Here is a 25,026-nt window from a genome sequence, read left to right as displayed (position 1 = left end):
GATGGTTGAGGTTAGGCGCCCTAGTGCCGCCTCACCGGGCGTCGTTCGGGAAATCAATCCCCACGATTCGGTTCCTGTCGTCGAAGATCACGAACAGGTTGTCGGTGAGCCGGGCAAAGCGGGTCGTGACCAGCACCAATTGCTGCTCACCGCCCGCGTGGGCCACCACGGTGCCTTTGATGTCCTTGAAGGCGCCCACCCGTCGCTCCAGTCCCTGCCAGCGGGCGGTGATCGTGGCTGGGGGCAACTCCTCCTGCAGACGCAGGGAGAGTCGGCTGCGGGCGGTCAGCACCTGCCCGGCGGCTACCTCCGCCACGAAGTTCCTGGCCAGGCTTTCGATCGGCAATTGGGAGCTGTCGAAGCGCCAGGCGATCAACTGCCCCATGGGATCGATCACCAGGGTCAGCGGCCGGCGCTGCTCTCCGGCGATCAGCTCGGCTTTGATCGTGCTGTCATCAGCGCCGCTTTCCACCTCCAGCACCCGAGCGCTCTGGAACGGGGCCAGCTGGTCGATCCGTGCCTGCACCGCCTGGGCGGTGGTGAATCGGCGCACCTCCGGGGCAAGGCTGGCGAAGAGGCGTTGGCCATTGCGCTGGCGCAGGGCCTCCAGCAAGGTTTCGGCCCGAGAGCGGGACTCCGCCACCCCCAGGGCCGATGGCCCGCCCTGGGCGGCCGCTGGAGCCGCCAGGGAAAGCAGCGCCGCCCCGCCGCCCAGGCTCAAGCCCAGGGCCAGGGCCAGGGCGGGACGCATCAACTGGGCGGGTCGGATCACGGCGGGGTCGTAACGAGTGGGGCCAGTGTGCCCGAGGCCATCGGCTCGAGGGCCAGCAGGGCTGAATCGAGCTGGAGCTGCAGGGTGATCACCCGGTGATCGGGACCGCAGGCGCCCAGCGGCCAGGCACCCGTGCCGGGGTTCACGCTGATCTGGGGCCAGGCGGCGGCCGCCAGCGACAGCCGCAGCCGATCGCCGGCCGCCAGGGTGGCCAGCAGGGGTTGGAGCTCCAGCCGGCGCCGCTGGCGACGCAGGCAATCAGTGCCCAGGAATCGGGCTACGCCGGTGGAGAGTTGCTCCACCGCCCCGCTGCCGCCGCGCAGAACGGAGAGGGCTCCGCAGAGGTCGAAACCAGGCTGGTCAGCTTCGAGCTCCAGCTCCAGCACCGGGCGGCCCAGCAGCTCCAGCGCGGCCGCCAGCGGTGCGCTGGTGAAGCAGGCCCCATCGCTACGGCGGTCCAGGTGCCGGCGGTCCAGAGGCCCGGCGTCCAGGCCCAGATGCCCCCCCTCGGCGGGCCTTGGGCGCCAGGGGTCGTGCACGAAGCAGACCTCGCCGCCACCTTCTCCTGGAAGCACCAGGCGTCCTTCCTCCGGGTCGATGGCAGCCAGGCCACAGGAACTCAGTCCCCACGGCCCGCCATGGCACTGCTGGGGCGATCGCTCCAGCCAGTGGCCGGTGCCTGAATCGAACAGCCACTCCCGGGGTTCGCTGGGGGCGGGACGATCGCGCAGGTGGTGATCAAAGAAGGCCAGCTGCAACGGGTCGATGCCGCCACCCCAGTCGAGGTGGGTCCAGGGGCCGAGGCGCAGCAACGGCGCGCCCCCCTCAAGGAGGGAGCGGCCATGGAGATCGAGCACCCCATCGAGGAAGGGATCGTGCCAGCCGCCGGCCAGCAGCATCGGCCGCCGCATCAGCCCAGCTGGGGGGCGGTGCAGCGTCCAACCTTCGCTCTGATGAGGGTTGTGGCGGAACCAGCCCAGCACCATCGACTCTGGATCCAGGCGCTCGAGCAGGGCCAGGCCCTCCACCAGGAAACGTTTCGACTCCAGGCTGCGGCGGATCTCCCGCCAGCCCTCGGCATCAGCGCGCCGCCGGCAGCGCTCGGCCGCCAGCTGCAGGCCCCAGCCCAGGCCAAGGGCCCAGCGGTGAGCCCCACCACTGCAGGCCCAGTGCAGGCGCTCATCGAGCCCCGCCATGGCCGGGGCCAGACAGTCGGGCTGCTCGGCTGCGTCGTTGCCGAGCAGCTGGGTCAGCCCCTGGTAGGAGAAGCCGTAGCAGCCCAAACGCCCGTTGGCGTAGGGCAGCGTGCGGGCCCAGGCCAGGGTCCAGCTGCTGTCGAAGGCCTCCTGGGCAAAGCCCCGGAATCTGCCGCCCGAATCGCCGCAGCCACGCACGTCCTGCACCACCACCGCGTAGCCCTGGGACGCATACCAGTGGGGGTGGGCGTAGGTGGGGGTGGAGGCGATCGCCCGGCCGTAGGGCTGGCGCATCAGCAACACGGGCCAGGATCCCGGCGCGCTGGGCTTCCAGACGCGCGCGACCAGCTCAATCCCGTCCGGGCAGATCAGCCGCTCCTCGACGGCCTCGACCTCCACTCAGCGCACGTCGGGGCAGTGGAGACCGACCACATAGGTGGTGAGGATTTCGGCGTCCGTGGAATTGAGGCCTTGGCGGCTGGCCACCAGGGCGACCGCCTGGGGCGAGGTGGCCGACACGCCCTTGGCGTTGAGGCCCCTCAGCTCGCCGCAGAGGTTGCGTGCGATCTGGGGGTTCTGTTTCACCGATTCCAGCAGGGGTGAAGCGGCCAGTGCCGGCAGGGCGAGGCTGGCCGAGAGGGCCCACAGACCAAGCCAACCCGTTCGTCGGAGCATCAAACCCAGAAGAGATGAATGACCCTGTGCGGGGGTGGTGACGGTTGGCATCGGACCTCCTCCCAAGCTCACAACTCCATTTGAGTGTCGCCGCTGCCGCCTCCGTGGGGGCCAGGGTCAGTTCCCCGGGCGACCGGTGACCCGGCGGGCCCGCTGGATCCAGCCCTGCACGGTGGCCTGGTCGATCCGGTTCACACCAGGGCCGAGCAGGCTTCGCTCCAGGCGCCCCAGTTGCAGCAGCAGTCGCTCCGGTGTTGCCTCGGCCAGGGCCTGGCCACTGGCGATGCCCCCGTGCAGCAGCAGCGCCGCCTCCGCGGGGGCCAACTCAAGCTCCACCACCAGCCTGGCCTGACCGCGCAGGCGGCGGAGCCGTTGTTCCGAGGCGGCGCCGGAGGCCGCCAGCGCCCTGAGCTGGCCGTCACTCAGGCCCGCCAAGCTGGCCCAGTCATCGAGGCCATCGGCCTGGAGTCGCAGCACTTCAGCGCGGAAATGGGCCGGTAGCTCCAGCATCGCTCTCGGGGTTGTCTCAGGCTCCAGGGGCGCTGACGGTCACCTCCACTGTGCCGTCGGCCAGGGTGCGCACGGCCTCGGCGAGCACCACCGGCCGGCTGAGACCCGGCTCCAGCGCTTCGATCCGGCGCAGGCGCACCCGCACCTGGCCGCTGCCGGTGTTGCGGGCGTTCCCGCGCAGGTTCCGTGCCACCTGCTCGACGGTAGGGGCAATGGCTTCGGCCTCCAGTTGGTACGGGGCCGCCGCCACCACCAGATCGGTGCCGTTGTCAAACACGATCGGTACGGTCACGGCCCCGGGCACCACAACGCGCGGGCTGTAGCTGATCGCGAAGGCCGCGCAGGAGAACGCCAGCAGCAGGGTGAAGCTGGTGATCCCCACCAGGCGGAAGCGGGTCCCCCAACGGGCAACAAAGGACACCACGGTGACCAGCGCCAGAACCCCCCCGGCGACCCCGAGCCATCGGCCGGCGCTGAGCAGCAGTGGGTCGGCGGTCATGGGGTCTGGCGCTGCGGATTGAGCCCTTTATATTGCGCCCGCCCCAGACGGTGACAGCCACGGGTCGATGGGGTTAGAGAGGGATGGATCGCCTGGGGGCGTTGCGAACCGGGGCCCCCGTCGCCACCTCGTTCCCCTTGCCATCGGGCTCTTGGGGCTCGCCGGGGCCTGGTGGGGCGCCGATCATCTGGCCTCTGGCCTCTACGAGCTCTGGCGCCCGCGGATCGAGCGTCCGGTCAGCCGGGCCATGGGTCATCCCCTCGTCCTGGGCCCCTACGAGGGTCTCCGACCCTGGGGCTTTGAGGTTGGTCCAAGCCGCTTCCTTCCTGGACCCAAGGACGGCTCCAGTGTCCTTGTCCAGCGGTTGATCGTCCGCCTGATGCCCCTCGAGAGCCTGCGCCAGGGGGTTCCGGTGCTGGCCCTGCGCCTGGAGGGCGCCTCGGCCCAGATGCGGCGCAATGCCCGTGGTCAGTACTGGGTGCTTGGCCCCCAGGAGCCAACAGGATCCCCCCCGCGACTGGCCCTGTCGATCGCCGTGGCTGAGCCCGCCAGCGTGCGCGTCGAGCCCGCCGGTGTGCCCGCGAGCCTGGCGGCTCGGTTGGATCTCAACCTGCATCGGCGCCGCCTCAAGCTGAGCGGCAACGCCGGCCTGGCCGATCGGGGCGTGCTGCAGTTCGTCGGCGCTGGCTCCTGGGCGAACCGCGACTGGCGGGCTCGACTGCGTTTCCAGCGGCTCGCCCTGGCACCCCTCTCTCGTTTGTTGCCCTGGCCGCAGGTGCGTCGACTCACGAGCACCGTCCGTGGCCAGGTGGGTGGGGAGCTGCGGCTCAGTGGTCGTGGGCTGGCGCCCCGCTGCACCGGCCAGGTCCGCTTCGATGATCTCGCCCTGCGCCCGCCGTCGCTGGCGCCGGAGGTCCTGCAGGCGGGTCGGGTGGACCTGAGCTGCTCCGGGACCACCCTTGCGATGGCGCGCGCCCCCTGGCGGCTGGGCAGCTGGCGGGGCACGGTGGACCTGGCCGGACCCTGGCGGCACCCCAGCGCCAACCTTGAGGCCGTTCAGGCTCCACCGGCGGCGCGGTCGCTGGCCCCTGATCCGATTCAGCTGCAGGCCAAGCTCGATCTCGATGGCCGCCGGGGCTTCCGGCTGGCCCTGCGCGACCTGCGGGTGCGCTCCGGCGACGCCACGGCTCGGGTCCGGGGGGAGATTCTGCCCAAGCTCGACCTGCGCACCCAGCAGCTGGCCCTGACGCCCGATCTCTGGCGGCGCACGGCCTGGGGCCCAACCCTCTTGGGCACGGGTGCCCCTGTGACGGGTGTGGCCACGGCCAGCGGCCGCTGGGATCAGCCCCGGCTGCGGGCCGAGCTGGTGCATCCGCGCACGCCGCTGCTGGATCGAGTCGCCTTCGACCTGGCCTGGAGCGGCGGCCTGCTCACGCTCAAGGATTTGACCGGTGCTGGCCTGCGTGCCCACGGAACCATGCCCCTGAGCTGGGGGCGACCGCCCGCCCCGCCGGGAGGCACCCCGCCTCAGGGGGGGCTGCGTATGGGGGAGGCGGATCTGGCGCTGGATCTGCGCTATGCCCTGGCCCGACTCAGCCCGTTGCTCGGCACCCACCTCATGGGTGAGCTGCAGGCCTTCGGTCACCTGCGCGGCCCCCTGAACCAGTTACGCCCGGATCTGGCCCTGAGGGTGGAATCGCCCGGCGCCGGCCCCCTGCGGGTCTGGCAGACCTGGGCCGGCACACTCAAGGCCCGAACCGGCGGTGGCGGCGACCTGGCCCTGACCCAGGTGGGGTCCGGGGGAGAGGCCAGGATCGCAGCCCTGTTGGATCCCCGCTGGCTGCCCAAGGAGGCGCAGCTGGTTCGTGGTCGCGGACGCCTGCGTTTTCAGGGCAGCCCCCGCCGTTACAACTGGGACTCCAGGGACTTCCCCCTCGACGGGCTCCACCTGGCCCTCGGCGCCAGGGGACGCCTCCAGCCCCTGGGCGGCCTCCTGGCGGGGAAGGGAGTGCTGGAGCTTCAGCCGCTGCTGATCGAGGGCAAGGCCCGGGTGACGTCCCCATCGGTGGCCGGCCTGGCCCTCAAGCAGCTCACGGCCACGGGCCGCTTCCACGATCGCCATTACAACCTCACCGGCCAGGCCCTGCCCCAGGGGGGAGGCCAGGTGGCCGTGCGGATCCGAGGTGAGCGGGGCGGCAGCCTCTGGAGCCGTTTCGAGGGCCGCCAGCTGTCGGGCCCCTTCTTTGAGCAACTGGCCTCCGCCTGGCCCCTCTGGCGCGGTCAACCTGAGCCCGACCGGGGCCGCGCCAGCGATCTGGGTGACCTGATGATCGACACCTTCGGCGGCACGGTCGCGGACCAGCTGCTGGCCCTCGACCTGGCCAAGCAACGGCTCGCCACGGTCGAGCAGCGGCTCGGTGGACGGCCGCGGACTGGCAACCTGAAGCCACTCAAGGGCCTGGTGGATGCGGATCTCACCATCGCGGGCCCGTCGATTCAGCGGCTCAACCTTGATCTGGCCGCCAAGGGGCACCTCTGGCTTGATGGGGCTGACCAGGACGTGGCCCTTGGCCTGGAGCCCTTCGTGGCAAGGCTGGAGGGTCCCCTGGCGGAGGGTCCTGGCCGCTTCAGCCTCGAGCATCTGCCCCTCAGCCTGCTGGTGCTCGCCACCCCAGTGCCTGGAGAGCTGCGCGGTGGGCTCAGCCTGAAGGGTCGCTATCGACTGGGGGGCGGTGCCCCCAGCCTGGAGCTCGCGCTCGCTCTGGAGAACGCCCGTTACCGCGATGAGCCCCTCAATCTCACCCGTGGGGAGCTGCGGCTGGCGAGCGGTGGCTTGAGCGGCGATCTCTCGTTCCATGTCGGCGAGGCGCGCAACAGCATTGATCTGAGCGGCCGTGTTCCGCTCGATCCCACGGCCGAGGGGCTGCAGTTGCGCCTGGCCAGCAGGGGGGATGGCCTGACCTTCCTGACCGCCCTGGGGGGGAATGGTCTGGTGTGGCGCAAAGGCAGCGGCGATCTGCAGTTGCTCGTGCGGGGCAGCCTGCTCAAACCCGTGGCCAATGGCTTTCTGCGCATCCAGAACGGTGAGCTCAAGTTGGTTGACCAGGAGGTGCGCGACCTGCAGGCCACGGTGCTGTTTGATTTCCAGGCGCTGGACGTTGAGCAGCTTCAGGCGCGGCTGGGGGACCAAGGCAGCCTCACGGCCGCCGGCAGACTCAGCCTGTTCGAGCCTGAAGAGCAGCCGAAACCGCTGACGATCAAGTTGCGCCAGGCGCGCTTCAGCCAGCCTCGGATCACGGCCCTGGCCGATGGCGAAGTGCTGCTGGGGGGCAGCCTGCTGAGGCCCGTGTTCAGCGGCGAGATCCAGCTGAGCAAGGGCACGGTGAACATCCGCCCCGGCCAGTTGGCCACAACTGTTCCTGAGAAGCCTGATCCTGGAGCCATGCGCGCCGGCTCAGCGCTGGAGGGCGCCCCGGCGGTGCGGCCGGTGAGTGTCAGTCAATTGCTCGAGGAGAGCTGGAACTTCCAGCAACCCTTGGTGCTGTTGGGCCCTGAGGTGCCGAGCGCCGGCTCGGAGGCCGTGAGCGCGAACGTTCCCGACCTTCCCTTCCTGCGGCTCGATCGGCTGAGGCTGCGGTTCGGCCCCGACCTGCGTGTGGTGGTGCCCAATGTGCTCAACTTCAACACCGCCGGTCTGCTCACCCTCAACGGGCCGGTGGATGCCTCCCTGCGGGCCACCGGCGTCGTGCGGCTCAAGAGCGGAAGGCTTGGGCTGTTCACCACCAACTTCAGCCTCGATCCCGATGCTCCGAACGTGGCCGTGTTCACGCCGTCACTCGGCCTGATCCCCTACCTCGACGTGGCCCTGCGCACCCGCGTCTCCGACAGCCTCGGTTCCGCGGTCGGTGGTGTCGGCAACTCTTCCATCTACGACTTCAACCAGAACCGCACCGACTCCGCCCTTGACCAGCTCAATCTGGTGAAGGTGGTAGTAAAAGTGAGCGGTCCGGCCGATCGTCTGGGCGAATCGATCGAACTGCGCAGCACGCCGCCGCTCTCGCGTGAACGCCTCGTGGCCCTGATCGGCGGCAACTCCCTGGCGGGCCTCACCGGAGGCAATGCCGGTGCCGCCCTCGCCACGGTGCTGGGTCAATCCCTGCTCTCACCGGTCGTGGGCACCTTGACCGATGCCCTCGGCCAACGGGTGAGTTTTGCCCTCTACCCCACCTATGTTGCTCCTAATGTGGACGGGCCCCTGGCCAGCAACCGCTCCAGGCGGGTGCCCTCCCAGCTGGTGCTGGGCTCCGAGATTGGCCTCGACCTCAGCGAGCGTTTCAACTTCTCGGTGCTGGCCGCCCCGAACCGCAGCGATGTGCCCCCCCAGGTGACCCTGCGCTACCAGGCCAGCGACAAGTTCGGTCTGCAGGGATCGCTCGACAGCCAGGGACGCTGGAAGAGCCAGCTGCAGCTCTTCCTGCGCTTCTGAGTGGCTCCCTTGCCGGTTTCCATCCCCCGCCCCCTGCCCCAGCTGATCGGCGTCGATCTCGGAGGAACGGCGATCAAGTTCGGCCGTTTCGATGGCTCAGGTCGGACCGTGGCGGAGTTGGAGCTGCCCACCCCCCAGCCGGCCATGCCCGGGGCCGTGTCCATGGCGATCGCCGCAGGGGTGGAGCAGCTCGATCCCGATCGTCTGGCCCCCTGGGTGGGCATCGGCCTGCCGGGACCCACCGACCGGGGCGGCCGGGTGTCGCGGATCGCGATCAATCTCGAAGGTTGGCGGGAGGTGCCGCTGGCGGCCTGGCTGGAGCCCCGCCTGGGGCGGCGGGTCACCCTGGCCAATGACGCGAACTGCGCCCTGCTGGGGGAGGCCTGGCAGGGTGCCGCCCGCGGTGAGGCCAACGTGTTGCTGCTCACCCTCGGGACGGGCGTGGGCGGTGGCGTGTTGATTGAGGGCAAGCTGTTCACCGGTCCCAACGGGGCGGCGGCCGAGCCTGGACTGATCGGGGTCGATCCCGAAGGTCCCCCCTGCCGGAGTGGCAACCGGGGCTCCCTAGAGCAGTTCTGCAGCATCGCTGGGCTGGGCCGCCTCAGCCCCCTGGATCCCGAGGAACTCGATCGCCGCGCCGAAGCCGGTGATCCTGAGGCCCTGGAGGTCTGGCGCCGCTACGGACGCTTTCTGGGCATAGGCCTGAGTTCCCTGCTTTACGTGCTCACCCCGGAGCTGGTGCTGCTGGGGGGTGGCCTGAGCGGGGCCAGCCGCCATTTCCTGCCGGCGGTGTGGGCCGAGGTGGAGCAACGGGTGCTGGCGGTCAGCCGGGAGGGTCTGCGCCTTGAGCCCTGTGCCCTTGGCAACGGCGCCGGCCGGCTGGGAGCCGCCTGGCTGGCGCTCGAGCGCTTCGGGCCCGGTGGCTTGGGATGATGCATGCCGCACGACCTGGCTGGCCTTGAGCGTTCCGGATCCCACCCCTGAACTGCTGCAGCGTGCCGCCGCCGTGCGGCGTTCCGCCATGGCGCTGGGGCGCCTTGATGGGCAGCAGCGCCGCACGGCGGTGCTGGCCATGGCGGAAGCCCTGGCGGCCGATGCCGAAGCGATCGTGGCCGCCAACCGCCGCGACCTGGAGGCGGCCGCTGCCGAGGGGCTGGTGCCCGCCCTGGTGGCCCGCCTCAAGCTGGATGGCCCCAAACTTGCGACCGCCATCGAAGGGGTGCGTCAGGTGGCGGAGCTGGCCGATCCGGTGGGGCGCCGCCAGCTGCACACTGAACTCGACACCGGCCTGGAGCTGGAACGGGTCACCGTGCCCCTAGGGGTGGTGGGGGTGATCTTCGAGGCCCGGCCCGATGCGGTGATTCAGATCGCTTCGTTGGCCGTGCGCTCCGGCAACGGCGCCATCCTCAAGGGGGGCCGCGAGGCCAACGCCAGTTGCCGGGCGATCCATGGCGCCCTGCGCAAGGGGCTGGCCGCCAGCGCCGTGGCGCCGGAGGTGCTCGAGCTGCTCACCTCGAGGGAGGAGAGCCTCGGGCTGCTCAAGCTCGATGGCCTGGTCGATCTGATCATCCCCCGGGGCTCCAATGCCCTGGTGCGTTTCATCCAGGACCACACCCGCATCCCGGTGCTGGGCCATGCCGACGGCATCTGTCACCTCTACGTCGATCGGGAGGTGGACGTGGCGTCGGCGGTGCGCATCGCCGTGGACAGCAAGACCCACTACCCGGCGGCCTGCAACGCGATCGAGACCCTGCTGGTGCACCGGCAGGCCGCAGCCATCTTTCTTCCCGTGGCCATCGAGGCCCTCCATGCCGCGGGGGTGGAGCTGCGGGGTGACGACGAAGCCAGGGCCGCCGGTGTGCCCCTGGCGGCGACCGACGCTGACTGGGACAGCGAATACGGTGAACTCATCCTTGCGGTGAAGGTGGTGGACAGCCTGGAAGCGGCCCTGGCCCACATCGCCTGCCACGGCTCCCGCCACACCGACGCCATCTGCACCCGCGACCCCGAGCGGGCCGAGCGTTTTCTGGCCAGCGTCGACAGCGCCGGGGTCTATCACAACTGCTCCACCCGCTTTGCCGATGGCTTTCGTTACGGCTTCGGCGCCGAGGTGGGCATCAGCACCCAGACCCTGCCGCCCCGGGGGCCCGTGGGCCTCGAAGGCCTGGTCACCTACCGCTACCGGCTCAGGGGCCACGGCCAGATTGCCGCTGACTATGGGAGCGGTGGCCGCTCCTACAGCCACCGGCCCCTGCCCCTGTGAACGCCGAGCGCCCGGAGCCGGATGCCATTCACGTTCGTGGTCTGCGGCTGTGGGCCCATGTGGGGGTGCTGGAGGCCGAGCGGCAGCTGGGTCAGTGGTTTGAGCTGGAGTTCAGCCTCTGGGCGGACCTGGCCGCCGCTGGCGGCAGCGACGATCTTTCGCTCAGCTACGACTACGCCCAGGCCATCGCGGCGCTCCAGGCCCTGGCGGCCGCTCTGCGCTGCCTCACCCTGGAGCACTTCGCTGAGCGGGCGTTGGATGAGCTGGAGCGGCTCTACGGCCCGCTGCCCCTGCGGGTGCAGGTGATCAAGTGCCGCGCTCCGGTGAGTGGTTTCGATGGCAGGGTGGCGGTGGAGCGCTTCCGCCGGGTGGTGCGCTGATGGAGCCTGCTGCGCCCGGATCGGCGGCTCCACCGCTGGTGCTGGTGCACGGCCTCTGGGATTCGCCGCAACTTTTCCGCCAGCTGGTGGAAAGCCTCAATGGTCGAAGGGATCCCCTGTTGATGCCCCACCTGCTCCACCGGCTCGGGGCCACCCCGATCCTGGAGCTGGCCGAGACCCTTGGCCAGGCGATTGAAGCCGCCTTTGGTGCCGAGCAGCCTGTGGACCTGCTGGGGTTCTCGATGGGGGGAGTGATTGCCCGCAGCTGGATCCAGCTGCTGGGTGGGGCCTCCCGCACCCGTCGCTTCATCAGCGTGGGCAGCCCCCAGCAGGGCACCCTCACGGCCCAGCTCTGCCCCACCTGGTTGATGGCCGGCATCGCCGATCTGAAGCTGGGCAGCCCGCTGATGCGCCGCCTCGGCGACGATCCCTCGGCCCTCGCCGGCATCGACTGCCGCAGCTACTACTGCGTCACGGATCACATGGTGGTGCCGGGTCGCTCGGCGCGGTTGCCCGTGGGCAAGGCCTATCCCCTGCCGATCTGGAACCACCGCAACCTGGTGCGTGGGGAGTCCGCCGTGATGATCCTGACCAGGGCCCTGCTGGAGCCCTGAGCAGGATCTCCTGGTCAAGCCCCTGAACAGGTGTCAGGCGGTCGCCAGCAGCCCCGAATGGCGGATCAGCGCCTCAGGGTTGGGCTCACGGCCCCTGAAATCGGCGAAGACCTCCGAGGGATGGCGGCTGCCACCGAGGCTGAGCACCGTCTCGCGGAACCGTCGTCCGGTGGCGCGCATCTGGTCGTCGTTCTCCAGGCCCAGCTCCTCGAAAGCGCTGAAGGCATCGGCGCTGAGCACCTCGGCCCACTTGTAGGAGTAGTAGCCGGCGGCATAGCCCCCGGCGAAGATGTGGCCGAAGGAGCAGAGACTGGCGTCTTCCGGGATCAGCGGCAGCACCGTGGAGCTGAGGGCGATCTCGCGACGCAGATCCTCGGGGCTGCGGCCGCTGCCGCTCTGCCACTGGCTGTGCAGCCGCAGGTCGGTGAGGGCAAAGAACACCTGGCGCAGGGTGGCGCAACCACCCATGAAGGTGCGGGCGGCCTTGAGCTTGCGGAAGACGTCTTCCGGCAGGGGCTCACCCGTTTGCCAATGGCGGGCCATGCCCAGCAGGGTGGCGCGGTCGTAGCACCAGTTCTCCATGAACTGGCTGGGCAGCTCGACCGCATCCCATTCCACGTTGTTGATGCCCGCCGCCTGGGGCCGCTCGACGGTGGTGAGCATGTGCTGCAGCCCATGGCCGAACTCGTGGAAGAGGGTCTCCACCTCCTCGAAGGTCATCAGGCTGGGGGTGTCTCCCACCGGCGGGCTCTGGTTGCAGATCAGGTAGGCCACCGGCAGCACCGGCGTGCCATCCGGGGCGAGCGAGCGCCCCAGGCAATCGTCCATCCAGGCGCCGCCCCGCTTGCTGCCGGGCCGGCTGTAGGGATCCAGGTAGAAGGCCGCCAGGGGCGTGTTCGTGGCCGCATCGCTGACCCGGAAGTAGCGCACATCGCCATGCCAGATCGGGGCCTCGCCATCGGCGGCCTCGATCTGGAGGCCGAACAGCCTGCCGCAGAGGGAAAACAGCCCATCGAGCACCCGGGGCAGCGGGAACCAGGGCCGCAGCGCTTCGCTGTCGAGATCGAAGCTGCGCTGACGCAGCCTCTCGGCCCAGTGGCTCACATCCCAGGGCTTGAGATCGCTGGCCTCCGGCGCACCTTCGGCGGCCGCCAGGTCTGCGAGGGCCTTGAGCTCAACCGTGGCCACCGGCAGGGCCGCGACCCGCAGCTGTTCCAGTAGCGCCTCCACGGACGCCTCCGAGTCGGCCATCTTCGAGGCCAGGCTTACTTCGGCCCAGTTGGCGTAACCCAGGCGCTGGGCCTGGAGTTGACGCAGCTCCAGAATTCGCTCGAGCACGGGGCTGTTGTCGTGCTCGCCGCTGGCGGCCCGGCTCACATGGGCCTTGTAGGCCTGCTCGCGCAGGTCGCGCCGGCGGCTGTATTTGAGAAAAGGACCGAAGCGTGGGAAGTCCAGCCCGAGGCGCCAGGGGCCGGCCTCGGCCGTGGCCTCGCTGCCGTCTCCAGCGGTGCCACCGGCCTCGCGGGCGGCCTGGGCCAGCAGCTCCAGAAGGCTGGCGGGCAGGCCCTCCACCTCCTCAGGGGTGCGCAGGGTGAGCGACCAGCCGTTGGTGGCATCCAGCAGCTGATTGCCGAAGCGGGTGGAGAGTTCCGCCAGCTCCTGGTTGGCCGCATTGAACGCCTCCTGCTCTTCGCCCTTGAGCCCCACGCCGCGCAGGCGCATGTCCCGCAGTTCCGCCTCCAGGATGCGACGCCGGGTGCCATCGAGGGGTTCTTCGCTGTCTTGAAGTTTGAGCAGCGCCAGGGCCAGGTAGATGGCCCGGCTCTGGCCCAGACGGTTGCCGAAGCGCACCACAGCCGGCTGCTGGCGCTGGTGCGCGTCCCGCAGTTCGCTGGAGTTGCAGACCCCATTGAGGTGGCTGACGACCCCCCAGCTCCAGCGCAGCCGTTCACCGATGCGATGGAGTGGATCGAACACGTCGTGCCAATCCAGGGGCTCCTGGCCCTCCATCCGGGTGTCGAGGCTCTCCTCCAGGGCGGTGAGATCGGCTTCAAGAGCCTCCAGCAGCAGGGGAATGCCCTCATTCACCTGGGTGGCGGTGATGGCACTGAAGTCGGGAAGTCCGTGGCTTTTCAGCAACGGGGCAGTGGTCGCCCCAGAGGCGGCGCCGGGAATGGGGACTTCGGAACGGGATGTCATCGCTGCAAGCATCGGGCTGGTCGGGTGCCGGGGAAGCAACGACCGGATTCACTCCATTTCAGCGGAGCTTCAACGCCCGATGCGGTTCAGCCCAGGGTGGAGATCCGGCCGAGGGCGATCTGGGCGTGGTTGGCCAGCTCCCAGGAGAGGGCCGTGGTGGTGGCCTCGTAGATGTCGATCGCCACCCGGGGCCAGAAGCCGATCACCAGGGTGGGCACCAGCAGGCTCAGGCCGATCACCAGTTCCCGGGGCCTCATGTCACCGACCACCGCCAGGGCAGGAATCCTGGGGCCGAAGAACACCCGCCGGCACATCGAGAGCAGATAGATCGGGGTGAGCACCAGGCCGATCGCCGCCAACAGAACGGTGATCACACGGAATCCGGTGGTGAAATCGGCGTTGCTGGTGATGCCCAGGAACACCGTGATTTCACTGATGAACCCACTCATGCCCGGCAGCGCCAGGGAGGCCAGGGAACTGGTCAGGAAGAAGGCGAAGGTGATCGGCAGCACCTTGGCCAGGCCGCCCATGTTGGGAATCGAGAGGGTCTTGGTGCGCTCGTAGAAGACCCCGGTCACGAAGAACATCGCGGCGGCGATCAGTCCGTGGCTGATCATCTGCAGCATCGCTCCACTCATCCCGAGGCTGTCCACCGCTCCGATCCCGAGCAGCACGAAGCCCATGTGGCTCACCGAACTGCAGGCGATCCTTCGTTTGACGTTGTCCTGGGCGAAGGCGTTGAGGGCCCCGTAGACGATGTTGACGATCCCCAGCACGATCAGGGCCGGCGCCAGTTGCAGGTGGGCGTCGGGCAGCATCTGCACGTTGAAGCGCAGCAGGGCATAGCCGCCCATCTTCAGCAGCACCCCGGCCAGCAACATCGACACCGGCGCATTGGCCTCACCGTGGGCATCGGGCAGCCAGGTGTGCAGGGGGAAGATCGGCAGTTTCACACCGAAGCCCACCAGGAATCCCAGATAACAGAGAAGGCCGAAACTGCCGGCGTAGGAGCGCTGGCTGAGCTCCTGCATGTTGAGGGTGTAGCTGTCTCCGCCCAGGGCGAGGGCCAGGCCGCTGATCAGGATCAGCAGTGATGCCGTGGCCGTGTAGAGGATGAATTTGGTGGCGGCGTACTGGCGCGCCTGGCCGCCCCAGATGGCGATCAGCAGGTACACCGGCACCAACTCCAGTTCCCAGGCCAGGAAAAAGAGCAGAAAGTCCTGGGAGAGGAACACCAGCGACTGCGCTGAGGCCTGGAGCAAGAGCAGACCGAAGTAGAGCTGGGTCTTGCGGTTGATGTTCCAACTGGCGGCCACGGCCAGCAGGGTGACCAGACCACTGAGGACCACCAGAGGAGTGGAAAGTCCATCGGCCGCCAGGGACCATTCCAGGCCCAGCAGGGGCACCCAGGGCACCCGTTCCACCAGTTGCAGGCCGCTGAGAGCGCCGTCGAACTGCTGGCTGAAGACCCACAGCATCAGCAGCAGATCGGCCAGCAGCACCCCCAGGGCAAGGGTGCGGGGGCCGCGGGGGTCGGTGCCATCGCCCGGCAGGAAGGGCATCAGCAGGGCACCCGCCGCCGGCAGCAGGGCAATCAGGCTGAGCCAGGGAAACGCTTCTCCAGAGAGGCTGGACGCGGCCGACAGGGGCAGATTGGCGTCCATTCAGGGCTGCGGAAGGGTTGGTTTTAGCCGGGTGGGCCGGCAACTGGGCACTGAATGTATCAGTTAGGTAGTTGTACTCAGATACACCTGCTCAGGGGCGATCGGGGAGGTTGTGCCAGCGGCTTCCCTCCTGCTGCAACGCCAGCACCGAGCCCCGCGACGCCACGCCTTCGCTCTCCCAGGTCCGCACCATGGCCCGGCTGACACTCTCGGCGCTGCTGCGGGGGGCCAGGGCCAGAAGACTGGGGCCGGCGCCGCTGATCACACAGCCCCAGGCCCCGGCCTTGATCGCCGCCTCGCGCACCTGGCGGCCCCCCTGGATCAATCCCCAGCGGTAGGGCTCGTGCAGCTTGTCGTGCATGCCGTCGGCGATCAGGTCGCCGTTGCCCGTGCGCAGGCCCTGGAGAAGCAGCGTGAGCGACCCCAGATTGGTGACCGCATCGGCGACTGTGATCAGCTTGGGCATCACCCGCCGGGCCTCGCTGGTGGAGAGCCGGATCGTGGGGATGGCCACCACCGCGATCACCTGCTCCGACCACTCGCAGCGCACCACCCGCCAGCGGTGCGAAGCGGCCTTGGCGGTCATGCACAGGCCCCCGAGCAGGGAGGGCACCACGTTGTCCGGGTGGCCCTCGATGTCGATCGCCAGCTCCAGCAGCTTTTCCTTGCTCAAGGGTTCCCCCACCAGGGCATTGGCGCCCATCAGGCCGGCCACGATCGCCGTGGCGCTGCTGCCCAGGCCCCGGGCCGGTGGCACCCCCAGGCGCACCCGTGCTTCGATCGCCACGGGCTTTTCACCCGCCTCCTTCCAGACCCGCTGGGCTGAGCGGTAGACGAGGTTGTCAGGGCCGCCGCGGAGGTGGGATCCTTCGCTGCCTTCGATGATCAGGTCGAAGTGTTCACCATCTCCTTCGATGCAGCGCAGCTCGAAGTGGTTGTTGAGATCAAGGGCGGCGCCGAGACAATCGAATCCGGGCCCGAGGTTCGCGGTGGTGGCCGGTACATCCACCACAACCCCCTGGCCGATCTGGGGCCGGGTCATGACCTGTGTTCTGTTCGGCACAGTGTCCCACCCGCCGGGCCCAACCCATGGGTGCGCCAGCGGCTCACCCCAGCAGTGCTCGCGCCCGGCAGGCGGCGCTGAACAGCCCTGCCTCCGAATCGATCAGGGCCTTGACGGGGATCGCCTCCAACACCGTGCCCAGACGGCCCTTGGCCTGAAAGGGCGCAAAGAAGGCCGCTGAACGCAGCTGGCTCAGCAATTTGCCGGCGGTGCCGCCCCCCAGCCAGAGGCCGCCTCGGCAGAGGCTCTGCAGGGCCAGATCACCGGCCACTGCTCCGTAGGCCCCCAACCAGAGCTCCAAGGCGGCGCCGGCGAGGGGATCACCATGGCCGGCGGCGGCCGCCACCGCCGCCGGCAGATCGGCGGGTTGGAGGTCGGGATCGGTGGGAGCCAGGGGATGGCGGCCCTGGAGCTGCCCTGTGGCCACAAACCAGCGGAACACATGGCCGAGGCCGGTGCCACTGACGATGCGCTCAATCGAGAGCCTCTCAAGGCCGAGATCGGCCTGCAGCCACTGCTTCAGATCCCATTCCTGGGGTGTGCGGGCGGCGAAGTCGGCGTGGCCCGCCTCGCTGGCCAGGGCAATCAGTCCGCCGGGGCCCTGGGCTCCGATCGCCACCCCCAGACCGGTTCCCGCGCCGAGGATGGCCACCGGCGCCCCCAACACCGCCTGACCCACCCTCAGGTCGGCCTGCTGGTGGGTCTCCAGATGGGGCAGCCCGTAGATGAGCACGGCGAAATCGTTCACCAGTTCCAGCCGCTCGAGGCCCGTGCTGCTGGCCAGGGCCGTTTCCTCCAGGTCCCAGGGCAGGTTGGTCAGCTTCACCCTCCCGGCCTGCACGGGGCCGGCGATGGCCAGACAGGCCACCCGGGGTCGGCCCAGGTCAGGGTGCCGCTGTTCCGCTTCGCCCAGGAAGTGGTTCAGCAGAGCGGCGAAGTCGTCCCAGTCGGCGGAGGAGTAGCGCTGGGCATGGGATTGCACGAGCCCGCCCGGACCGCTGCTGTAGAGGGCCAGCAGTGTCTTGGTGCCGCCGATGTCGCCGGCCAGCAAGGTGCCCATGGAACGCTCAGGCGCTGGCCAGCTGGAGACCAGCGGCCCGCTGGCCGTTGGCGTGGATCGCGGCGCTCAGCAGATCGGCCACCGCCACGCTGCCCAGATCCCCTTGCCGGCGGCTGCGCAGGTTCAACGTCCCGGCTTCGGCCTCGGTCGTTCCGATCACAGCGAGCAGGGGGATCTTCTGCTGCTCGCCATTGCGAATCAGCTTGCCCAGGCGTTCGCCGCTGCGATCGAGGCTGGCACGCACGCCTGCCGCTTTCAGCTGGCTCAGGAGGGATTCGGCGTAGCCGAGCACCTCATCGGTGACCGGCAACAACCTCACCTGCTCGGGCGCCAGCCAGAAGGGGAAATCACCGGCGTAGTTCTCCACCAGGATCCCGAAGAAGCGTTCCAGGGAGCCGAAGATCGCCCGGTGAATCATGATCGGCCGCGCCCGGTGGCCGTCGGCGGCCACGTACTCCAGTTCGAAGCGCTCGGGCAGGTTGAAATCCAGCTGGATCGTGGAGCATTGCCACATCCGGCCGATCGCATCCTCGATCTTGATGTCGATCTTGGGCCCGTAAAAGGCGCCACCACCTGCATCGATCTTGTAGCTCCAGCCCTTGCGCTTCAAGGCATCGATCAGGCCCTGGGTGGCCAGCTCCCACACGGCGTCCTCGCCGATCGATTGTTCCGGGCGGGTGGAGAGGTTCACCTCATAGGAGTGGAAATCGAAGGTGGAGAGGATCGTCTCGGTGAGGTTGAGCACCCCGAGGATCTCGTCGCTGATCTGTTCCGGCAGGCAGAAAATGTGGGCGTCGTCCTGGGTGAAGCCACGCACGCGCATCAGCCCGTGCATCACCCCCGGGCGCTCGTAGCGGTACACGGTGCCCAGCTCGGCCCAACGGATCGGCAACTCCCGGTAGGAACGAAGGGTGCTGGCGTAGGTGAGCACGTGGAAGGGGCAGTTCATCGGCCTGAGCTGGAACTGGCGCTCGTCCACCTCCATCGCGCCGAACATGCTCTCTTTGTAGAAGTCCAGGTGGCCGGAGGTCTTCCAGAGGCTGAGGTCGGCCACGTGGGGGGTGTAGAGCAGCTCGTAGCCCGCCTCGAAGTGGGCCTCACGCCAGAACTCCTCGATCAGCAGGCGCATGCGGGCGCCACGGGGATGCCAGAACACCAGCCCGGCACCGGCCTCGTCCTCGATCGAGAACAGGTTCAGGTCGGTGCCAAGGCGGCGGTGGTCGCGGCGCAGAGCTTCTTCCTTGCGGCGTTTGTGTTCGGCCAGCTGCTCGGGCGTTTCCCAGGCGGTGCCGTAGATGCGCTGGAGCTGGGCCTTGGTCTCGTCGCCGCGCCAGTAGGCCCCGGCGACGCTTTCGAGATCGAAGGCCTTGGGATTCAGTTCACCGGTGTGGGCCACGTGGGGGCCGGCGCAGAGGTCCCACCACTCCTTGCCCAGGGTGTAGAGGGTGATCGGTTCCTGAAGCCCGGCCAGGATCTCCAGCTTGTAGGGCTCGTTCAAGGCGCTGATGCGGCGCTCGGCTTCCTCCCGGCTCACCTCGATCCGCTCCAGGGGCAGGCGGCGGCCGATGATCTTGCCCATCTCCTTCTTGATCGCCTTGAGGTCGGCCTCGGTGAAGGGTTCAGGGTTGTCGAAGTCGTAGTAGAAGCCCGTTTCGGTCCAGGGTCCGATGGTGACCTGGGCCTTGGGATGAAGGGTCTGCACCGCCATGGCCAGCACGTGGCTCATCGAGTGGCGGATGCGCAGCAACTGGTCGCTCTCGCTGGTCTTGGGCAGGGCGATGGCCTGCGGGTCGATGCTGGCTGGCAGGTGGGCGCTGCCTTGCTGGTCCGACACCGTCCCTGCGAGCACTGTTGACACCATCGATCCCCAGGAGGAGCCATTCTATGAGCCCGTTCTTTCCCCTCTGAAGCCTCCCGTGGGACCAGCCGCTGCTCCCCAGCGCCGCCGGAGCGCTCCTGTGACCCGACAGCTCGGCTGGAGCAGCCTGGCGCTGATGGTGGCGTTGGCCCTGCGCAGCCACGGACTGCCCTTGCCCCTGCCGGGCTGCCCCCTGCGGGCGCTCACGGGCGTCCCCTGCCCCACCTGCTTCTTGACCCGTTCAGCCCTGGCCACCCTGCACGGGGACCTGGGGGAGGCGCTGGAGCTGCATCTCTTCGGCCCGCCCCTGGTGGCGACTGGGCTGTGGTTGGCCCTGGTGCAGGGGCTGCTCGGCCGGCCGCTGCCAGCTTGGCGCTGGGGCCGGCTGGCTCTGGCCGTGGCCGTGGCGTTGTTGATCTACTGGCTGCTGCGTCTGCTGGGGGCCCATGGGCTTGGCGATTTCTCGTTCCCGGCCGGCTGAGGACGCTGCCCTGGGGTGCCCCCCAGCAAGCCCGTCCCGGTCTCAGCTGGTGGCGCGGATCTGCTCCAGGTTGCTGGCATAGAAACGCGCCAGCTCGTCCCCGCGGCGCACGGGTTGGCCGTAGACGCTGGCGCCCGAACGGTCGGGAAACGAGGCCCAGGTGGGGGCCAGCCGGGCCATCAGCTCCGGGGTGAGCTGGCCGCGGTCGATGGCCTCCAGGGCGCCGCTGCGCTTCACCAGGTAGAGGGCCGCCTGGTCCTGGTTGGCAGGACCAAACCCCTTGAGCTTCAACGATCCCGCTGCGGCCTGCCAGGTGTCAGGCATGAACTGGTAAGCGCCGGCTGCGGCGCTGGCGTAGCGGCGCACCACCACCCGATCGGGGTGTGCGTTGAGGCTGGTGACCAGCTCACCGCCGTAGATCATCCGATAGCCATCGGCGCTGCCATTGCGCCAGGTGCCCTCCGCGAAGCGGATCGTGTTGAGCAGAGCCTTGCGCTCCGCTGTCACGGCGAAGGGCGCCAGCCAGCGCTGCTGGGTCGGCCGCTCTGCGGCGTCGGTCGCCACGGATGGTGCCGACGGCTTGGCCTGGCTCTGGCGTTCGGAGTGGGCGGCCGGCACCAGGGGTACCAGCACCAGGGCGCAGGAGCAGAGCAGCTGGGGCAACAGACGCATGGGCAGCCAGACAGAGGAAGAGTTGCCAAGACGTTGGCCTCTGGGCGAGCCCGGGTGCGAGACCCTTCGAGCCGAACTGGACAAATGCGACGCACTGTGCCGTTGTCAAGCCCTTCAGGATCAGACACGGCCAAGACCGTTGGGACGGCAGGGGCTCGGCGCCGCTGGCGGCCGCCACGCAACAGCAGCGCTCCAGGCTGTCTGCTCAGGCTGAACCATTAGCGGCGCTGATCATTGCCCCGGTTCGGGATCAGGGCTCCAAGGGCGGTAGATCGCGCAAAAAGCCGTTGGGTGGCTCTCGCTCAGGCGACGGGCAGGAAGCCCAGGGCGGCGCGCACGCGCTCCAGGGTGGCCCCAGCCACGGCGCTGGCCCGCTCGCGGCCCTGGCGCAGCACCTGATCGATGTAGCCCTCCTCAGCCTCCAGCTCGCGGTAGCGCTCCTGCAACGGCCTGAGTGCCTCCACCGCCAGCTCCGCCAGCAGGGGCTTGAAGGTTCCCCACCCCATGGCGGCACAGTCCGCCGCCGCCTGCCCACGGCTGCGGCCGCCCAGCAGGGCATAGAGCCCCAGCAGGTTGTCGGCCTCAGGGCGCTCAGGGTCGTCGAAGACCAGGCCGATGGTCGGATCGGTCTTGGCGCGCTTGATCTTCTTGAGAATCAACTCCGGAGGATCCAGCAGGTTGATGCGGGAGCCCTCGTTGGGGTCGCTCTTGCTCATCTTGCTGCGCCCGTCGGTGAGGCTCATCACCCGGGCGCCGGCCTTGAGAATCAGCGGCTCGGGGACTTTGAGCAAGGGCGCGTCCTCAGGGGCGAAACGGCTGTTGATGCGCTGTTGGGCGATGTCGCGGGCCAGTTCCAGGTGCTGCTTCTGGTCCTCCCCCACCGGCACCAGGTCGGCGTCATAGAGAAGGATGTCGGCGGCCATCAGCACCGGGTAATCCAGCAGGCCCACCGAGACGTTGTCGCCCTGCTTGATCGCCTTCTCCTTGAACTGAATCATCCGCTCCACCCAGTTGAGCGGCGTGACGCAGTTGAGCAGCCAGCAGAGTTCGCTGTGGGCGCTCACATGGCTCTGGGCGAAGACGGTGGATCGCCCTGGATCGATGCCACAGGCCAAATAGAGGGCCGCCGTGCGGCGGGTGTCCGCCGCCAGCAGCGCCGGGTCGTGGGGCACGGTGATCGCGTGCAGATCGACGACACAGAAAAAAGTGTCGTGGTCATCCTGCAGCTCCACCCAGTTGCGGATCGCCCCCAGCCAGTTGCCGAGATGGAGCGCACCGGTGGGTTGGACACCGGAGAGAACCCTGGGCCGTGCCATCGCTCAGCCCTCGCTGGCGCTCTCGGGGTTGGAATCGTGGCTGGTTTCTGAGCTGGCCTCGCTGGCCTGAACGGCCTCACTTGGCTCGCTGCTGGTGCTGGGGATCTCGCTTGAATCGCTGGCCAGCTCGGGAGCGGACTCCTCGGCCTCAGGGGGCGCCGGTTCGCTCTGGATCGGCACGGGGGGGGCTGGGCGGCTGGGCCGCGCGAAAGGATTGGGCCGCGACGAGGGGCGCTCACCACGTCCCTCACCCGAGCGCTCCGGGCGGGGTCCGCGGCGCTCCGACGGGCCACCCTCGGCTCGAACTCCACCGCCGCCACCGGCACCGCCGCCGCCGGCGTGGTGCTGAGCCACCAACGCATCGAGCTGGCCCTGCTCGAGCAACTGGGCGACGGTGCGGATCGAAAGCCCCAGGGCGGCCACGGTGGAGCGCAGCTGGAAGGCCTCCTGCACGGCCTGGGCCGCCCGCAGTTCGTTGTCGCTCAGGCGGATGCGGAAGCCACCGGCTTCACGGCTGGCTCCACCACGTTCGCCACCACCCCGGTCTCCACTGCCCCGTCCAACAATTCGTGCTGCACCACGTCGTGTTCCAGCACTGGGCTCGACACTGCTGCCCTCGCCAGCAGGGTTCTCGCCGCTCGGTTGGGGCTCACCCTCCGGCCGGTCCTGGTCCTGGGGTTGGGCGGAATTGATCTGTTCGGCCATTGCCACAGCCTGCACTCAGGCGCAAGTGTGACGCATGGGGGTCGAGGCCTGGCCTAACCAGAGCAAGCGATGGGTCATCCCGTCGCCGGGGCGCGCCAGAACAATCAGGGGCAGTGCCGCTCGCTGCGGATCCTCGAAGGTCTGGCGGTAAGCGGCCAGGAAGGCCAGGTAGCGCTCCAGGGTCCAGCCGTGGTTGCCCCTGTCCTGGGCGTGCCAGTAACGCCGCAGGGCCCCCTGGCAGGCCTGACGACCGAATTCATCCCAGCAGCGTTGCTCAGCCCCCAGGGCCCCGACGCCCTCGGCCCGCAGCTGGCGGAAGCGCACCAGTTCAGGGGCCTCGGCACTGGTGTCGGGGGGCAGCTGGCCGGCGAGATCCTTCACCGCCACCACATCAAGCCGCAGCCAGCAACGATCCAGCACCAGGACGGGCAGGTCACCATGGAATTCTTCGGCCTGTCGCACCAACGCCAGCTGCTCGCTGGCCCGTTGGCGTTGACGCTCCAAAGGGAGCAGGACCGATAGGAACTCTGCGTCAACCATGGATCCCGTAACCGTGACCCCCGTTCTTGCCGCGGGCGAGTGCGAGGGGCTGCATGGACCGTTGACCTGCGGCGCAGGACACTCCTTCGTCCATGGCCCCCAGCTGCTGCATTCTTTGATTTTAGGCGGAGCCTTCCAGCCGAGCCATCGAGTCGAGCAGGTGTCAGAGCTGACGCACGCCTGGGCAGCCCGTGGGAGCTGAGCTAAACATGCACCGATCCGCGGCCCGTCCTTGACACCTCCCGCCGCCCCGCCGGTTCTCGATCCGACGCCGGGATCGACCCCGTTGGAGCGGCTGCCGCGCTGGTGGCCGCTGGCCGGCGTGCTGGCGGGGGGTTGGGTGGTCGGTGATGCGCTTCACCTTCACCTGTCGGCGGTGGTGCCCCTGGGGGCCGTCACCGCCGGCTTGTGGCTCCTCTCCAGGCGGCGTCAGTCGCCCCGGGCGCGCTTGCCCCGCACCTCTGCGGCCTGGATGCTGCGCTGCGAGGGTCTGCTGGAGCAGTTCCTTCGGCTGGAGGCCCCAGGGCATCCCGCCCTCGAGGGGCATCGCCGCACGCTGGAAGCCCTGCGTCAACGGCAGCAGCGCTCCGCCCTGGAGGTCGCTCTGGTGGGTCTTGTCCCGCCGGATGCGGCACGCCTGCCTGTTCTGGCAGACGCCCTGAGGGGATCCCTGCCGCTCCGTGTCCATGGCACCGCGCCTTTGGACCGGGCCAGTGCTGACTGGCGCTGGCCCGAATCTTTTCTGCGCTGCGACCAACTCCTCTATCGACTGGAGCTGCCTCTGCAGGCCGCAGATCTGCGCTGGCTGGAATCGCTACCGAAGGATCAGCCCCTCTGGTTGCTGGTGGAGCAGGCGGCCGGTGGGGGCGATCCTTCCCTGCGCCAGGAGTTGCTGGCCCAGCTGCCGGAGGGTCTCGCCAAGCAACTTCTGTTCTGGAATGGCGAAACGGCGACGCTCGCTGCGGCTCTGCAACCCCTGCGGCGCTGCCTGGCGGAAGCCGGCCGTCAGCAGCTCGAATCCACACAGCTGCGCTGCCTGCAGCAGTTTCACGGCAAGCTCCAGGGGGATCTGGAGGCGGTTCGGAGGCGCCACTGGAAGCAGCTCCAGCAACGCACCCAATGGGTGGTGGCCGCCGGCGTGTTCGCCGCACCCCTCCCCAGCCTCGATCTGCTGGTGCTTGGCGTTGCCAACGGGCTGATGCTCAGGGACATGGCCCAACTCTGGGACTGCCCCTGGTCGAGCGATCAGCTCAAGGAGACGGCCCTGGAGCTCTCCAAGGCCGCCCTGGCGATGGGATTGGTGGAGTGGAGCACCCAGGCCCTGGCCGGGGTGATCAAGCTCCATGGCGCCACCTGGCTGGTTGGGGGAGCGATCCAGGCCCTCAGCGCCGCCTATCTGACCCGGGTGGTGAGCCATGCGATGGCCGATGTGCTTGCTCTTTCCGTCGGCGTGGAGGCGGCGGATCTGGAGCAATTGCGGCACCAGGCTCCGCTGCTGGTGGCGAGGGCAGCCGAGGCGGAGAGGCTCGATTGGGCCGCTTTTCTGCAACAGGGCCGTGACTGGTGGCTGCGCCAGGGGGGCGGCGGCCCAGCCGCGTACCTTCCCGAGGGCGTGTAACGAATTGCAATGTTGACGGATAAAACCATGAATTTGCTTGAAGGGATTGAAAGTTTCGTATCCCTGTCCTCGGCTGATCGTTCACTGTTTCCTAGCCTCTGGAGGCTGATGTTCCCTGCCTGTTGTGGGTAGCGAAACCTCGGCATCCATCCCGTCCTCATAAGGTCCCATGACCACTGCCATCCGCAGCGGCCGCTCTGGAAGCTGGGAAAGCTTCTGCCAGTGGGTCACTTCCACCGACAACCGCATCTATCTGGGTTGGTTCGGTGTGCTGATGATCCCCTGTCTGCTGGCGGCCACCACCTGCTTCATCGTTGCCTTCATCGCTGCTCCCCCCGTCGACATCGACGGCATCCGTGAGCCCGTTGCCGGCAGCCTGCTTTACGGCAACAACATCATCTCCGGCGCTGTCGTTCCTTCCAGCAACGCCATCGGCCTGCACTTCTATCCCATCT

20 protein-coding genes and 2 pseudogenes are annotated in these 25,026 nt (G+C 68.8%); 8 read left to right on the top strand and 14 right to left on the bottom strand.

Translation table 11 applies throughout. From position 1 onward, the window contains the following. Window positions 1-31: 31 nt before the first annotated feature. The 5 genes from KBZ13_RS15695 to KBZ13_RS02810 all read right to left on the bottom strand — a co-directional run bounded on the left by KBZ13_RS15695 (window position 32) and on the right by KBZ13_RS02810 (window position 3,652). Window positions 32-772 carry a DUF3887 domain-containing protein gene (locus KBZ13_RS15695; RefSeq protein ID WP_255005971.1) on the bottom strand — a complete coding sequence of 247 codons (741 nt, stop codon included), beginning with the start codon at window positions 770-772 and terminating at the stop codon, window positions 32-34. Continuing rightward, entirely contained in the window at window positions 769-2,367 is a 1,599-nt protein-coding gene (locus tag KBZ13_RS02825; RefSeq protein ID WP_255005969.1) for a CocE/NonD family hydrolase, read from the bottom strand. Before KBZ13_RS02825 ends, KBZ13_RS15695 begins: the two co-directional genes overlap by 4 nt. Beyond that, on the bottom strand, window positions 2,368-2,643 hold the full coding sequence (locus KBZ13_RS02820; protein ID WP_255005962.1) for a hypothetical protein: 276 nt from the start codon (window positions 2,641-2,643) through the stop codon (window positions 2,368-2,370). A gap of 117 nt (window positions 2,644-2,760) precedes the next feature. Continuing rightward, window positions 2,761-3,153: a DUF4332 domain-containing protein gene (locus tag KBZ13_RS02815; protein ID WP_255005961.1), complete on the bottom strand. Its 393-nt coding sequence runs from the start codon at window positions 3,151-3,153 to the stop codon at window positions 2,761-2,763. 16 nt (window positions 3,154-3,169) lie between these two features. After that, window positions 3,170-3,652 (bottom strand): Ycf51 family protein, encoded by a 483-nt coding sequence (locus KBZ13_RS02810; protein WP_255005958.1) that lies wholly within the window; start codon window positions 3,650-3,652, stop codon window positions 3,170-3,172. 151 nt (window positions 3,653-3,803) lie between these two features. Here KBZ13_RS02810 and KBZ13_RS02805 point away from each other — a divergent pair, with 151 nt between their 5' ends. The 5 genes from KBZ13_RS02805 (at window position 3,804) to KBZ13_RS02785 (ending at window position 11,395) form a co-directional block, all read left to right on the top strand. Next, window positions 3,804-8,138 (top strand): translocation/assembly module TamB, encoded by a 4,335-nt coding sequence (locus tag KBZ13_RS02805; RefSeq protein ID WP_255005956.1) that lies wholly within the window; start codon window positions 3,804-3,806, stop codon window positions 8,136-8,138. Window positions 8,139-8,147: 9 nt separating this feature from the next. After that, complete coding sequence (locus tag KBZ13_RS02800) at window positions 8,148-9,071, top strand: ROK family protein (RefSeq protein WP_255005943.1); 924 nt, start codon at window positions 8,148-8,150, stop codon at window positions 9,069-9,071. 88 nt (window positions 9,072-9,159) lie between these two features. Further along, window positions 9,160-10,401: a glutamate-5-semialdehyde dehydrogenase gene (locus tag KBZ13_RS02795; RefSeq protein ID WP_255007102.1), complete on the top strand. Its 1,242-nt coding sequence runs from the start codon at window positions 9,160-9,162 to the stop codon at window positions 10,399-10,401. Further along, window positions 10,398-10,781 (top strand): dihydroneopterin aldolase, encoded by a 384-nt coding sequence (locus KBZ13_RS02790; RefSeq protein ID WP_255005932.1) that lies wholly within the window; start codon window positions 10,398-10,400, stop codon window positions 10,779-10,781. The genes KBZ13_RS02795 and KBZ13_RS02790 overlap by 4 nt, the downstream gene beginning before the upstream one ends. Further along, complete coding sequence (locus KBZ13_RS02785) at window positions 10,781-11,395, top strand: esterase/lipase family protein (RefSeq protein ID WP_255005931.1); 615 nt, start codon at window positions 10,781-10,783, stop codon at window positions 11,393-11,395. The genes KBZ13_RS02790 and KBZ13_RS02785 overlap by 1 nt, the downstream gene beginning before the upstream one ends. A gap of 33 nt (window positions 11,396-11,428) precedes the next feature. Here KBZ13_RS02785 and KBZ13_RS02780 read toward each other — a convergent pair whose 3' ends face one another. From KBZ13_RS02780 to thrS, 5 genes and pseudogenes are all read right to left on the bottom strand, one after another. Then, entirely contained in the window at window positions 11,429-13,594 is a 2,166-nt protein-coding gene (locus KBZ13_RS02780; RefSeq protein WP_255005929.1) for a M3 family metallopeptidase, read from the bottom strand. A gap of 86 nt (window positions 13,595-13,680) precedes the next feature. After that, window positions 13,681-15,258 (bottom strand): NAD(P)H-quinone oxidoreductase subunit 4, encoded by a 1,578-nt coding sequence (locus KBZ13_RS02775; protein WP_255005928.1) that lies wholly within the window; start codon window positions 15,256-15,258, stop codon window positions 13,681-13,683. A 91-nt stretch (window positions 15,259-15,349) separates the two neighbouring features. After that, entirely contained in the window at window positions 15,350-16,300 is a 951-nt protein-coding gene (thrB, locus tag KBZ13_RS02770; RefSeq protein ID WP_255005926.1) for a homoserine kinase, read from the bottom strand. A gap of 64 nt (window positions 16,301-16,364) precedes the next feature. Further along, window positions 16,365-17,381: a glucokinase gene (glk, locus tag KBZ13_RS02765; RefSeq protein ID WP_255005924.1), complete on the bottom strand. Its 1,017-nt coding sequence runs from the start codon at window positions 17,379-17,381 to the stop codon at window positions 16,365-16,367. A gap of 7 nt (window positions 17,382-17,388) precedes the next feature. Continuing rightward, window positions 17,389-19,158, bottom strand: a pseudogene (thrS, locus tag KBZ13_RS02760) (threonine--tRNA ligase); the annotation flags it as partial. 181 nt (window positions 19,159-19,339) lie between these two features. On the opposite strand from thrS, the gene KBZ13_RS02755 reads away from it, so the two are divergent. Beyond that, window positions 19,340-19,720: a DUF2752 domain-containing protein gene (locus KBZ13_RS02755; protein ID WP_315859593.1), complete on the top strand. Its 381-nt coding sequence runs from the start codon at window positions 19,340-19,342 to the stop codon at window positions 19,718-19,720. Window positions 19,721-19,762: 42 nt separating this feature from the next. On the opposite strand, the gene KBZ13_RS02750 is transcribed toward KBZ13_RS02755, so the two are convergent. The 4 genes from KBZ13_RS02750 to KBZ13_RS02735 all read right to left on the bottom strand — a co-directional run bounded on the left by KBZ13_RS02750 (window position 19,763) and on the right by KBZ13_RS02735 (window position 22,953). Next, window positions 19,763-20,392, bottom strand: coding sequence for a glycoside hydrolase family 104 protein (locus KBZ13_RS02750; RefSeq protein ID WP_255005923.1), 630 nt, complete (start codon window positions 20,390-20,392; stop codon window positions 19,763-19,765). Window positions 20,393-20,694: 302 nt separating this feature from the next. Further along, the gene (gene trpS, locus KBZ13_RS02745) at window positions 20,695-21,708 is read right to left on the bottom strand and encodes a tryptophan--tRNA ligase (protein ID WP_255005921.1); all 1,014 of its coding nucleotides are present in this window, start codon (window positions 21,706-21,708) and stop codon (window positions 20,695-20,697) included. Between the two features lie 3 nt (window positions 21,709-21,711). After that, window positions 21,712-22,413 (bottom strand): hypothetical protein, encoded by a 702-nt coding sequence (locus KBZ13_RS02740; RefSeq protein WP_255005920.1) that lies wholly within the window; start codon window positions 22,411-22,413, stop codon window positions 21,712-21,714. A 15-nt stretch (window positions 22,414-22,428) separates the two neighbouring features. Further along, window positions 22,429-22,953 (bottom strand): hypothetical protein, encoded by a 525-nt coding sequence (locus tag KBZ13_RS02735; RefSeq protein WP_255005919.1) that lies wholly within the window; start codon window positions 22,951-22,953, stop codon window positions 22,429-22,431. 232 nt (window positions 22,954-23,185) lie between these two features. On the opposite strand from KBZ13_RS02735, the gene KBZ13_RS02730 reads away from it, so the two are divergent. Then, the gene (locus KBZ13_RS02730) at window positions 23,186-24,571 is read left to right on the top strand and encodes a YcjF family protein (RefSeq protein WP_255005916.1); all 1,386 of its coding nucleotides are present in this window, start codon (window positions 23,186-23,188) and stop codon (window positions 24,569-24,571) included. Between the two features lie 169 nt (window positions 24,572-24,740). Beyond that, a pseudogene (locus tag KBZ13_RS02725) lies at window positions 24,741-25,026 on the top strand (photosystem II q(b) protein); the annotation flags it as partial.

Source organism: Cyanobium sp. ATX 6F1 (assembly GCF_024346315.1).
Taxonomy (GTDB): Bacteria; Cyanobacteriota; Cyanobacteriia; order PCC-6307; family Cyanobiaceae; genus ATX-6F1.
This window is presented reverse-complemented; position numbering and strand designations above follow the sequence as displayed.

Coding starts and splice junctions, on each gene's coding strand:
- glk (WP_255005924.1), bottom strand. CDS start 17,381: ATGGGCACCTTGCTGGCCGGCGACATCGGCGGCACCAAGACACTGCTG.
- KBZ13_RS02780 (WP_255005929.1), bottom strand. CDS start 13,594: ATGACATCCCGTTCCGAAGTCCCCATTCCCGGCGCCGCCTCTGGGGCG.
- KBZ13_RS02750 (WP_255005923.1), bottom strand. CDS start 20,392: ATGCGTCTGTTGCCCCAGCTGCTCTGCTCCTGCGCCCTGGTGCTGGTA.
- KBZ13_RS02795 (WP_255007102.1), top strand. CDS start 9,160: ATGGCGCTGGGGCGCCTTGATGGGCAGCAGCGCCGCACGGCGGTGCTG.
- KBZ13_RS02735 (WP_255005919.1), bottom strand. CDS start 22,953: ATGGTTGACGCAGAGTTCCTATCGGTCCTGCTCCCTTTGGAGCGTCAA.
- thrB (WP_255005926.1), bottom strand. CDS start 16,300: ATGACCCGGCCCCAGATCGGCCAGGGGGTTGTGGTGGATGTACCGGCC.
- KBZ13_RS02820 (WP_255005962.1), bottom strand. CDS start 2,643: ATGCTCCGACGAACGGGTTGGCTTGGTCTGTGGGCCCTCTCGGCCAGC.
- KBZ13_RS02785 (WP_255005931.1), top strand. CDS start 10,781: ATGGAGCCTGCTGCGCCCGGATCGGCGGCTCCACCGCTGGTGCTGGTG.
- KBZ13_RS02740 (WP_255005920.1), bottom strand. CDS start 22,413: ATGGCCGAACAGATCAATTCCGCCCAACCCCAGGACCAGGACCGGCCG.
- KBZ13_RS02815 (WP_255005961.1), bottom strand. CDS start 3,153: ATGCTGGAGCTACCGGCCCATTTCCGCGCTGAAGTGCTGCGACTCCAG.
- trpS (WP_255005921.1), bottom strand. CDS start 21,708: ATGGCACGGCCCAGGGTTCTCTCCGGTGTCCAACCCACCGGTGCGCTC.
- KBZ13_RS02775 (WP_255005928.1), bottom strand. CDS start 15,258: ATGGACGCCAATCTGCCCCTGTCGGCCGCGTCCAGCCTCTCTGGAGAA.
- KBZ13_RS02810 (WP_255005958.1), bottom strand. CDS start 3,652: ATGACCGCCGACCCACTGCTGCTCAGCGCCGGCCGATGGCTCGGGGTC.